The 11,084-nt window shown below is 62.0% G+C and carries 10 protein-coding genes; 2 read left to right on the top strand and 8 right to left on the bottom strand.

Features of this window, described 5'->3' with window-relative positions; genetic code table 11:
• Positions 1 to 121: 121 nt before the first annotated feature.
• Both GGC47_RS27500 and GGC47_RS27495 read right to left on the bottom strand, forming a co-directional pair.
• On the bottom strand, positions 122 to 1,099 hold the full coding sequence (locus GGC47_RS27500) for a Bug family tripartite tricarboxylate transporter substrate binding protein (protein ID WP_142023509.1): 978 nt from the start codon (positions 1,097 to 1,099) through the stop codon (positions 122 to 124).
• 35 nt (positions 1,100 to 1,134) lie between these two features.
• The gene (locus GGC47_RS27495; RefSeq protein WP_142023508.1) at positions 1,135 to 2,277 is read right to left on the bottom strand and encodes a mandelate racemase/muconate lactonizing enzyme family protein; all 1,143 of its coding nucleotides are present in this window, start codon (positions 2,275 to 2,277) and stop codon (positions 1,135 to 1,137) included.
• A gap of 94 nt (positions 2,278 to 2,371) precedes the next feature.
• Between GGC47_RS27495 and GGC47_RS27490 the strand changes: the two genes are divergently transcribed.
• Positions 2,372 to 3,301 (top strand): LysR family transcriptional regulator, encoded by a 930-nt coding sequence (locus GGC47_RS27490; RefSeq protein WP_142023507.1) that lies wholly within the window; start codon positions 2,372 to 2,374, stop codon positions 3,299 to 3,301.
• Between the two features lie 27 nt (positions 3,302 to 3,328).
• Here GGC47_RS27490 and GGC47_RS27485 read toward each other — a convergent pair whose 3' ends face one another.
• The 5 genes from GGC47_RS27485 to GGC47_RS27465 form a co-directional block, all read right to left on the bottom strand.
• Positions 3,329 to 4,987 (bottom strand): MFS transporter, encoded by a 1,659-nt coding sequence (locus GGC47_RS27485; protein ID WP_142023506.1) that lies wholly within the window; start codon positions 4,985 to 4,987, stop codon positions 3,329 to 3,331.
• Between the two features lie 97 nt (positions 4,988 to 5,084).
• A complete protein-coding gene (locus tag GGC47_RS27480) occupies positions 5,085 to 6,275 on the bottom strand; it encodes an acetyl-CoA C-acyltransferase (RefSeq protein ID WP_142023505.1) in 1,191 nt (396 codons plus the stop codon).
• 28 nt (positions 6,276 to 6,303) lie between these two features.
• The gene (locus tag GGC47_RS27475; protein WP_142023504.1) at positions 6,304 to 7,074 is read right to left on the bottom strand and encodes an SDR family NAD(P)-dependent oxidoreductase; all 771 of its coding nucleotides are present in this window, start codon (positions 7,072 to 7,074) and stop codon (positions 6,304 to 6,306) included.
• Between the two features lie 28 nt (positions 7,075 to 7,102).
• Positions 7,103 to 7,765, bottom strand: coding sequence for a nitroreductase (locus tag GGC47_RS27470; protein WP_142023510.1), 663 nt, complete (start codon positions 7,763 to 7,765; stop codon positions 7,103 to 7,105).
• An 84-nt stretch (positions 7,766 to 7,849) separates the two neighbouring features.
• Positions 7,850 to 9,511, bottom strand: coding sequence for an AMP-binding protein (locus GGC47_RS27465; RefSeq protein ID WP_142023503.1), 1,662 nt, complete (start codon positions 9,509 to 9,511; stop codon positions 7,850 to 7,852).
• 377 nt (positions 9,512 to 9,888) lie between these two features.
• Here GGC47_RS27465 and GGC47_RS27460 point away from each other — a divergent pair, with 377 nt between their 5' ends.
• On the top strand, positions 9,889 to 10,542 hold the full coding sequence (locus tag GGC47_RS27460) for a TetR/AcrR family transcriptional regulator (RefSeq protein ID WP_142023502.1): 654 nt from the start codon (positions 9,889 to 9,891) through the stop codon (positions 10,540 to 10,542).
• Here GGC47_RS27460 and GGC47_RS27455 read toward each other — a convergent pair.
• On the bottom strand, positions 10,526 to 10,957 hold the full coding sequence (locus tag GGC47_RS27455; protein WP_142023501.1) for a helix-turn-helix domain-containing protein: 432 nt from the start codon (positions 10,955 to 10,957) through the stop codon (positions 10,526 to 10,528). The two genes, GGC47_RS27460 and GGC47_RS27455, sit on opposite strands and share 17 nt — an antisense overlap.
• Between the last annotated feature and the right edge of the window lie 127 nt (positions 10,958 to 11,084).

Below are 11,084 nucleotides of genomic sequence, written 5' to 3'. Positions count from 1 at the left end.
GTCCTTTTCGCCGACGCCGGGCATGGCGGCATCTTCCAGCATCACGACGCCTTCCTGACGAAGGCCAGGGTGTTCCTGGCCGCCTGACCGCCAGCGCTGCACCGACAATTCTCTTTGCCTCTTATTCCAGCGAAACCCCACTGGACCTCACAACCTCGCCCCATTTTTTGATCTCGGCGCCGATAAAGCTGGCGTAGTCCCGGGGGCTGCCACCCCCCGCGAGATACCCTCCAGCCTCAAAGCGCTTTTTCATCTTCTCCTCTCGCAGAAAGTCGTTTGCGAGAGCATTGAGCTTTGTGACGATCGGCTCTGGGGTGCCGGCCGGAGCGGACAGCCCGAACCAGCCCTGCGCTTCAAAGCCCGGGAAGCCGCTCTCGGCAACTGTAGGAGCGTCAGGGTACAGGGCGCTTCTCTTGGCGCTCGTCACGGCCAGGACGCGCAATTTGCCATCTGTCACGTGGCCGAAGGGAATATCGACGTTCACAATTCCAACTTGAACGTGCCCCCCGAGCACGTCGGTCACGAGAGGCGCCGCTCCGCGGTACGGAACGTGTCGGACCTTAACTTTCGCAACTCCTTCGAGCATCGCTAACGAGAGATGCCCCGACGAACCCACGCCGGGGCTCGCAAAGGAGAGCCCGTCTCCAGCTTCCTGCGCTCTGCGAAGTAGGTCGGCGAGCGTTTTGATCTCGGAGCTGCTCGGCACAATGATCGCGTTCGGCGTGGAAGCCAGTAGGCAGATATGCGCAAAATCCTTGGTGGAGTCGTAGGACATCCGCGCATACAGCGAATGGTTCATCGCGTTCTGGCCGTTGCCGGATACCAGGATCGTGTAGCCGTCATTGGGGGCCTTCGCGACGGCTGCGGCCGCAACGTTCCCGTTCGCGCCCGGCCGATTTTCTACGACGACCGCTTGCTTCAGGGTCTCGGCGTAGCGCTCTGCGAAAAGGCGGGCGACGACGTCCGTGCTTCCGCCGGCTGGAAACGGGACCACGAAGGTGATCGTGCGGCTGGGCCAATCCGCCGCGAGACCCCGGCCTGCGGATATCGTCAGGACTGCCGTGAGGCCAGCGGCGAAATCGCGTCTCGAAATCATCATTCGACCCTCCCCGATCCTTTTTGTTGCCGCGCCGCTTAGCTGCAGCGCCAGATCTCTCGCCGCCAGGGCTCCAATTGCTCTTCCTTGAAAACGAGCCCCGTTCCCGGAGCATCGGGCACGCTCAGCATGCCGTCGGCGTTTGGTTTGATTTCGCCCTGGAGGTGGAGCAGCGGATTGCTGGAGACATCGACCTCGACATAAGGGTACGCCGCCGGACCGCCGCCGCGCTTGCTCGGCAAGAGTGCGGCAACCTGCAGCGCTGCCTGGTGATTGACGATGGTGCCGAACACATGCGGCATAACAGGCAGATCAAACGCGGCAGCGAGTGCGGCGATTCTCAGAAAGCCGGTGTAGCCGCCACACACAGTGAGATCCGGCTGGAGGATCGATAGTGTATTGGCTACCAGGAAGTCGCGGAATGCCGCGGCACTGGCCAAGGCCTCGCCCCCCGCGACCGCGATTGGCGCCGATCTGGCAACGGCCGCGTAGCCAGGGATGTCTTCGGGCTCGACGGGCTCCTCGATCCAAAGCAGACCTGCTTCCGCCATTTCGCGCGCAGAAGCGATGGCCGCCTGAGCGGTATAGGCCTGATTGATATCGACCATCAGGCCGATCTCCGGCCCGACCTGCTTTCGCATGGCCGCAGCCATCTTGCCGTCAGCGCGCGGGGAGACACCGGCTCTTGGCTTCATGGCGCGGTACCCCATCTCAAGGCAGCGATCGGCCTCCGCCGAATAATGACCGTAAGGGTCCGCAGCCTCGGTGATGAAGGGGCCGCTTCCATACGCGAAGACACGGTCGCGCAGCGAACCGCCCAGCAATGCCGATACGCTCAAGCCACGTTCGCGAGCAGCGAGGTCGCATAAGGCCATGTCGACGGCCGAGATCGCCATCATGCCCGGGCCGCGTCTGTCGTAGCCGAGCGTTCCGATCATTCGCTCCCAGATCGCGCGAAACCTTGCCGGCGACTGGCCCAGGACGAGCGGCGCCAATCGAGCGCTGACGAGCGCGGCCGCGGCGTCTGGCGATGAGAAGACCTCTCCCCACCCGCTTTCACCGGTGTCCGCGATGAGCTCCAACAAGAGAAACTCGCGCCGCCGGATCATTGTCCGCGCATTGCCGATCGGCGGCGAGGGTTCGAAACCGACATGGTGCCCGCGGATCTCGACAACTTTCATGTGCTTTCCATCAAGCCTGGGACACCGGTGAAGCTTGACCCGGCTAGCTCATGCGCTCCAATACAATGACAACCTGATTTCATGCGGCTGGGTTATGATGCTCGATGTTCGAGAGTTGCTCGTGCTGCGAACGGTCATCGAGAAGGGCACGGTCACGGCGGCTGCCTCGGCGCTGAATGTTTCGCAGCCAGCGGTGAGCCGAACGCTCCAACAGATCGAGCAGCGGCTGGGGATCGCACTGTTTCACCGGGAGAAGCAGCGCGTCTTTCCGACGCGTGAGGCCGAGATGCTTTACGGCGAAATCATGCAGGCTGTCTCGGCGGTCGAGGCGGTCAGCCGCCGAGCCAAAGACATCAAGGAGGGGCGTTCGGGAGCCTTGCGGATTGCGTCAATCGCAGCCTTCGCAAACTCGATCCTGCCGCGCGCCGTCGCCAGGTTGCAAAGCCGAAAGCCGGAAGTCGAGGTTGTCATCGAAACCCTGACCGCTCGCGAAGTAGCCCAGCGCGTTGCCAACTTTCGAAGCGAGATCGGGCTTCTGATCGAGACAGCCGCCGTGTCCGGGATCCTCATCGAGGATTTGTGCACGTCGCAATTTGGGTGCGTCATGCCGAGGGGGCATCGTCTCGCTGGTCGTGACACGGTCTCGATCGATGACATCGCAGCTGAGCGGATGATTTGCCTCAACCGGAGCTTGCCTTTAGGCGCGCTCGCGCACCGGCTCTTCGCCGAGCAGGATCGCCTGTTGCGACCTGCGGCGGAGGTTACCCAGTCGAGCGTTGCTTGTGCCTTGGTCGAGGCACAGGCAGGCATCGCCTTGCTGGACAGGCTGAGTATTCTCTACAGCCCGACAAGCCACGCTCTCAAATTTGTTCCCTTGCGCCCTGAAGAGCGCATTGTCGGACGGCTCGTCCTGGCTGCGGGCGCTCAGCCGACCGCCGCCTCACGGGAGTTCTGTATCGAACTGCGCCATCTTGTCGAGGAGATCGCCGATCCGAGTGGGAGCGCGCGCGTTCGCTCGGGCTAACGCGCGCGCTCGCAGACAATGCCTTCGTTACGCGCGGGACAGATCGACCTTATAGGTCTCGCGTGCGAAAATCAGGCTAAGCACAAAGCATGCTGCCGCAATACCGGCCGGATAATAGAGACCGGAGTAAATGTTGCCCGTGGCCGCCACAATCGTGAAGGCGGTCGCCGGCAAGAACCCGCCGAACCAAGCCGCACTCATATGGTACGGAAACGACATCGCAGTGTAGCGGATCCGCGAGGGAAACATCTCCATCAGCGAGGTCGTCGTCGGCGCAAACGTCATTGCGCCAAATGTCAGCAGGAGCGAGAGCAGCAGCACAATCACCGGTGCGTTGATATCTCCGGCAGCGGCATTGCCGAGAGGATATAGTTTTTCGGTCAGCGTCGCTGCCAATTCCTTGTCGAAACGCGCCTTCTGTGCGGCGGCGTCGGAGGCATCGCCCAGATAACCAATGATGGTTTTGTCACCGACCCGGACCTGAGCAACGCCTGCATCGCCCGATTTGACGGTCGAGTAGTTCAGTCCCAGCTTCGCCAGGGAGTCGCTCACCACGTCGCACGACGAAGTAAACTTCGACGTTCCCAGCGGATTGAACTGGAGCGAGCAGTCGTTGCTATTGGCTACGATCGAGATCGGGTGATTCTGCTGCGCGCGCTCCAGCGCCGGATTGCCGAAGTGGGTGAGGCCCTGAAAAATCGGGACCGTAAGCGCTGCCGCTAGCAGGTAACCCGCCAGGTAGACGGGCTTTCGGCCGAAACGATCCGAAAGGCTTCCGAAGACGACGTATAGCGGGACTGTGATCACCGTCGCGACGATCAACAAGGTGTTGGCGGTCAGCGCTTCGATTCGAAGGACTTTGGTCAGGAAGAACAGGGAATAGAACTGTCCCGTATACCAAATTACGGCCTGGGCTGGCAGGATGCACAGCGCGCCGATGATGATGTAACGCGCGTTTTTCCAGCTGCCGAAGGCCTCGGCGAGAGGCGCCTTGGATGCCTTGCCTTCGGCCTTCATGCGCTTGAACTCAGGAGATTCGTCCAGCTTCAGCCGGATCCACAAGGAAACGCCGAGGAGCGCGATCGAGACCAAGAAGGGGACGCGCCAGCCCCAGTTGGTGAAGGCGTCGGCGCCGATCGACAGTCGCAGGGGAATAATAACGGCGACAGCGAGCAAGAAGCCCAGCGCAGCCGTCAGAATGACGTAAGCCGTCCAGGCGGCGCGCCTCCCCGACGGCGCGTGCTCGGCCACGTAGATCATGGCGCCGCCGAACTCACCGCCAAGCGCCAGGCCCTGCAACATGCGCATCGAGATGAACAGGATGGGCGCCGCCATGCCTATCGTGGCATAGGCTGGGAGAAGGCCGATGACGAAGGTCGAAAGACCCATCAGCAGGATTGTGATGAGGAAGGTGTATTTCCGACCCACCATGTCGCCAAGGCGGCCGAAAACAAGAGCTCCGAACGGGCGCAGCATGAAGCCCGCGGCAAAGCCGAGTAGCGTGAAAATGAACCCTGCGGTCGGGTTGACACCAGAGAAGAACGCTTTCGCGATCTCGGAAGCCAGGAGACCGATCAGAAAGAAATCATAGAACTCAAACACCGTTCCAAGAGACGCGGCGACGATAACTCGCCTATCTCTCGCAGATATTTTTTGATTTTCCGCTACTGCTTCCAATGTAGTCACGCGATTTCCTCCCAGAATTAAGGTGTGTCGACGCCAATTTCTGTATGACGCTCTTTGATTTTGCTTTTCGTCTACCGCTTCCGCGGCCTTGCGGCCCCTAATGGCAAATCTCGATGGCGATCGCCGTGGCTTCGCCGCCGCCGATGCAGACCGAGGCGATACCGCGGGTCAGCTTCGCCTCCTGCAGGGCAGATAGAAGGGTGACTATGATCCGTGCGCCGGAAGCGCCGATGGGATGTCCAAGAGCACAGGCGCCGCCGTTGACGTTCACGCGCTCCGCCTGCAATCCGAGCTCGCGCATGGCGGCCATTGGCACGACCGCGAAAGCCTCATTGATCTCGAAAAGGTCGACGTCGTCGATGCGCCAACCGACTTTCTCCATGAGAGTGCGTGTGGCCTGTATTGGCGCGGTCGGGAAGCGATTGGGTGCGTCGCCATGGGTCGCGTGTCCTGCGATCGCGGCCAGCGGCGTAAGCCCGCGCCTTTCCGCCTCGGACCGACGCATGAGGACCAATGCAGCCGCGCCGTCCGAAATCGAGGAGGAATTGGCAGCGGTGACAGTGCCTCCGGGGCGAAATGCCGGGCGCAATGTGGGAATCTTCTCGATGCGAGCCTTCCCAGGCTGTTCATCGACCGAGACGACCTGCGGGCCAGCCTGCTTCTGCGCCACGGTGATCGGGGCGATTTCAGCGGCGAAGCGACCCTCGTTTATCGCCGATTGGGCGCGCGACAGCGATCGGATCGCATATTCATCCTGAAGCTCGCGGCTGAACTGAAACTCTTCGGCACACTGCTCGGCGAAGACGCCCATCAGACTGCCCTTCTCATAGGCGTCTTCGAGGCCATCCATGAACATGTGATCGACGATCCGTCCGTGCCCCATGCGATAGCCGGAACGCGCGCGATCGAGCAGATAGGGAGCATTGCTCATGCTCTCCATCCCACCGGCGACAGCGACGTCTACGCTTCCCGCCACCAGCAGGTCGGTCGCCAGCATGGCTGCCTTCATGCCGGACCCGCACATCTTGTTCACCGTCGTCGCGCCTGCGCCGACCGGGATGCTTGCCCCTATGGCGGCTTGGCGAGCGGGAGCCTGACCTTGCCCAGCTGTCAGCACACAGCCGAAGATCGTCTCCTCGACGCAATCTGGCCCGAGCCCGGATCGGGTGACCGCGGCGGCAATGGCATGCGCGCCGAGTTCGGCTGCACTAACGTTACTGAGGCAGCCCTGGAAGGCGCCCATCGGCGTCCTGGCGGCACCGACGATGACGATCGGATCTTTGGACATCGAACCCGCTTTCGCTTGGAGGGACGGACTACCGAGGCGCCATGCGCAGTGCTCCGTCGAGGCGGATGACCTCGCCGTTGAGCATTGGGTTTTCACAGATGTGCGCGACCAGGGCTGCGTATTCGCTCGGCCGGCCAAGACGTTTGGGAAACGGTACGGTTGCTCCCAGCGCAGCCTGGACCGGTTCCGGAATCGCGGCCATCATCGGCGTCTGGAAGATGCCGGGGGCAATCGTCACCACCCTGATTCCGAATTGCGCGAGCTCTCGGGCCGCTGGAAGCGTAAGCGCTGCCACCGCTCCCTTCGAGGCGGCGTAGGCAGCCTGTCCGATCTGCCCATCGAACGCAGCGATGGACGCGGTGTTGATGATGACTCCGCGCTCTCCGTCAGCCCCGGCCGGCTCATTCTTCGCTATCGCCTCTGCGGCGAGGCGCAGCATATTGAAGGTGCCGACGACGTTGATCTCGACCGCCCGAGCGAAACTCTCCAGGCGATGAGGACCACTCTTCGAGAGGATCCGCTCTCCCGGCGCGACGCCGGCGCAATTCACAAGCCCATTCAGCCGTCCGAACCTCGCCAGCGTTTCGCTCACCGCGTTGGCGGCGTCTTCAATTTTCGTGACGTCGGTGCGAACGAACTTCGCGTTGGCTCCAAGGTCTCTTGCCACGGCCTCGCCAGCCTCGGCGTTTACATCAACCGCAACGACCTGAGCGCCTCTGGCAACAAGCGCGCGCGCCACCGTCTCTCCGAGACCGGAGCTCGCGCCGGTTACGAGAAAAACGGCACCATCAATGGTCATGATAAAGCCTCCTGGAGAGCCGGTGCCGTCACTCGTGGAACCGGGTGAACTGGGCGACGTCGACGCGCTCGCTGATCAGGGAGTTCTCGGGAGCGCTCGGATCGGACTTGCCGATGGCCATTCCGGACAGCACGACATGGGTGTCGGGAATGCCGAGCTGCTCGTGGACGACGCGCCCGTACTCACACCAGGCTTGCTGCGGGCACGTCTCCAGGCCGAATGCGCGGGCCAGCACCATGACGTTCTGCATGAACATGCCGCAGTCGAGCCACGAGCCGTGGAGCAGGCTCTTCTCCATGGTGAAGAACAGGCCCATGGGAGCGCCGAAGAACTCGAAGTTCCGGAGCATCGCCCGTTTCCGGCTCTCGTAGTCGGTGCGCTCGATGCCGTAGAGACGATACAAGGCGTATCCGACCTCTCGGCGACGCGAGAGATAGGGTTCCGGTAGCGGCACAGGTGCGTAGGCATACTCGTCGGATCGATCGCCAGCTTCGGCGGCTGCGATCACCGCGCGCGACAGGCGATCGCGAGTCTCGCCAACGACGACATGCACGTGCCAGGGCTGGAAATTGGTTCCCGAAGGCGCTCTGGCCGCAGCAGCCAAGATCCTGGCGATGGTCTCCTGAGAAACGGGCTCAGGAAGAAACCGACGAATCGATCGACGTCCTTCGACGGCCTCGAGGACTGACAGCCGGGTCTCGCACGCCTCCGCTGGGTGAGGTGTGTCCGTCTCCGGTTGCGAACGAACGGCAAGTCGGTTCTCCAGCACGCCCGTTCACTCCGCGGCAGTGGCCAGTTGAGCTCGGCGTTCCTGCCGCAGGACGAACCGTTGGATTTTGCCGCTCGCCGTCTTTGGCAGCGTATCGACGTAGTGAATGGCTCGCGGATATGCATGCGCCGCGTACTTCACCTTGACCCAGCTCTGGATATTCCTGGTCAGCTCGGGGGACGGCGTCTCGCCGCTCTTGAGGACAACATAGGCCTCTAGGACCTCCCCGCGCGTCGGATCCGGCACGGCAATGACGGCGCATTCGGTCACCGCCGGATGGGTCACGATGACGGACTCGATTTCGAAGGGCCCGATCCGATAGCCGGCCATAATGATCACGTCGTCGTCGCGCGACGAAAAGAAGTAGTACCCGTCCTCGTCTCGCCGACCGGCATCGCCGGTCAGGTACCAGCGCCCATTTCCGGCGAACTTTTCGGCGCTCTTCTTGGGGTCGTTCAGATAGCCACTGAACCAGGCGAGGGGACTGTCCTTCAGCTCGATTGCGACGCGGCCGAGTTCGCCGATCTCGGCGGGCTCGTCATCGCGCTCCTTCAAGACGAGAGCGGACCAACCGGGCAGCGGTATGCCCATCGATCCGGGCTTGAGGTCGCAGGCGAGATCGGGATGGTGATGGTTGTTGAGCAGCATGCCCGCCTCGGTCTGACCGAAGTGGTCATGGACGGGTACGCCCAAGACGCCGCTGGCCCATTCATTGACCTCAGGGGTAAGGGGCTCGCCGGCGCTGGAAGCGCAACGCAGCTGGGTGATCGACGGTACGCTGCCGGTGTAAGCGCGAAGCGATCGATAGACCGTCGGCGCCGCCGTGAAGTTCGTGACACCGAACCTGGCCAGCACTCCGAAGGTGGTGGCGGGGTCGAAATTTGCCTGCAACAGCAGGCTGGGCACTCCGGTCGTGAACGACCCGAGGATGCCGAAATACAGCCCATAGGCCCAACCAGGATCCGCAGCGCACCAGTAGAGATCGTCGCTTGTGAGCCCTAGCCCGTATTCGGCGTATACTTGGAAACCGGCCAGGGCCCTGGCTGGCACGGCGACGCCCTTGGGCGTGCCTGTCGTGCCTGAAGTGAAGATCTGGACGATCGGAGCATCACCACCCAGCGCTGCCGCTTTGAAACCCGGGCGTGAAGCTTCGAGAACCTGCCAGAACTGAAGCGCTCCCTCCGGGGCGATTTCCACCGGCGCTGTCGTGATGATCTTCCACGGAGATGGAGAGGGAATATCCTCACCGGGCGCCAGCTTCGCCTGCTGCGACTCGTCGCAAACCACGAATTTTGCTTCACTGCCCTTGAGCCTGAACGCGATGGCCGGCGGGGCGAAGGCGGTGAAAATCGGTACGTGAACGGCGCCGAGCCTCCAGATTCCCATGAGCGTGACGAGGTATTCGACGCTCTTGCCCATCAGCGTCGCCACGCGGTCCCCGGGCCGGACACCAAGGTCGTGGAGTGAGGCGGCGAACTGCTCGGAGCGCCGGCGCAAATCCCCGTAAGTCAAATCGAAAGACGTGAGATCGCCCGAGATGACCTTGTACGCGATAGCGTCGCTCGGCCTGCTGTCACAAAGCTGCGCCGCCACGCTCAAATCAGGTGCGCTGTAAAGCTCGACGAGTTCCTTCACGCGCACGAGCGCTGACGCGTAATTGACTGCCATCTCGGACACTCCCGGTGATCTTCATTTTTGTTGAAGCGCCCAATCGACGGAGCGTGGGCGATCGCGCGCGTCGGCAGCCTCCCGACCGGGAAGCCCCATCCTGACGTCGATTCAAACCGATGAAATGATAATCATGATTCTCTCCCAAATTCACAGCTTTCAGCCGCATTCCGCATTTTTGCGGTCTTTATGTTCACTCGATTGCAAATCAGTAGAATCTTAATTCTACATTTGTCAAGCACCTACCTCGCTTGCCGCCACCCAAGATCGCTTTTTTGCCGAGAGGTTGGCTTATGCAGGAAACTGCCGGTAGAAACGCGGGTGTAGCGGCTCCTGAGGGCAGGGACTTCGATGCTGAACCGAGCGACGACTCCGGGATGAGTCTTCCGAACCAGGCCGGACGAAAACGCCGGAGCGGGCCTGCCGCCAACGAGAAGCGCCTCGCCATCCTGCGTGCCGCTCGCGAGCTCGTGACCAGGGTGGGCTTCAGAGAGGCCCAGATGAATGCGGTGGCCGAGGAGGCTGGCGTCGCCCTCGCGACGCTCTATCGAAACTTTTCGTCGAAGGCCGAGCTCATGGTCGAGGTCGTCGGCATCGTGTCCCAACGCGAGGTGGACGCCGCAGCCGGAATGACCGTGAGCGATGGATCAGCTGCCGAGCGTCTTTGGGCCGCGGCGTGGATCTTCGCGAGCCGCGCGCTGAGGGGGTACCGTCTCGCGCATGCCTTGGTGGCGGAGCCTGTTGAACCAGAGATCGAAACTGCGCGCCTAACCTATCGCCGCAAGCTGGCGCGCGTCTTCGAGACGGTGATTGACCAGGGCATTCGGGCAGAGGAGTTTCCCGCGCAAGATGCTCAGGCATCGGCAGCATGCATCGTAGGATCGCTTTTCGAAGGCCTAGTCGGCCCTTTGGCGCTCGATGGCAGCCGAACTGATGCTGACCGCGAAGCCCACGCGAAATCCATCGTCGCATTCTGTCTTCGTGGCGTTGGCCATTCCGGCACGTTGCCCGAGGTCATGGGCCAGGTTTGAAGCTTGGGAAACCGGGGCGCGAGCGCATCTCAGCCGATTGCCCCGTCGTACCGCGCAATCGCTCGCGATAGATCGCGTACTGGACTGCCGCCTGCGTGCGGGAGCGCAATCCTAATCGTCTCAGAATTTCCTGCTGCTGCGCTTTGATGGTCGCTTCGGAGGAACCTCGGAACCAGGCGATTTCCTTGTTGAGATAACCTCGCGCTGTCAGCGACAGGATATCGCGATGTGCTTTGCTCAAGCTCGACAGGCGTTCAGCAAAGCCGGCTTCAAGATAATCGGCGTGCAGATCCGAGTTGAATTCCGCGGTGTCACCATTGATCGGCCGACCGGAAGCACCCCAAGTTGCGGCACAGGGCATTCTAGGGACTTCCGCAAGCGGAACTCTCAGAATTCGAACAAGATGCTCGCCCATGGGCTCCTCGCGAGGATTTCATGCGCCTCACACGAATTCCATGATCACGGCATCGACAGCGAGCGAGTCGCCCTCCTTCGCCAGGATCTTGGCGATGGTGGCGTCCTTTTCGGCGCGCAGCACGTTC

The organism is Allobosea sp. OAE752, from assembly GCF_050433265.1.
Taxonomy (GTDB): Bacteria; Pseudomonadota; Alphaproteobacteria; order Rhizobiales; family Beijerinckiaceae; genus Allobosea; species Allobosea spartocytisi.
This window is presented reverse-complemented; position numbering and strand designations above follow the sequence as displayed.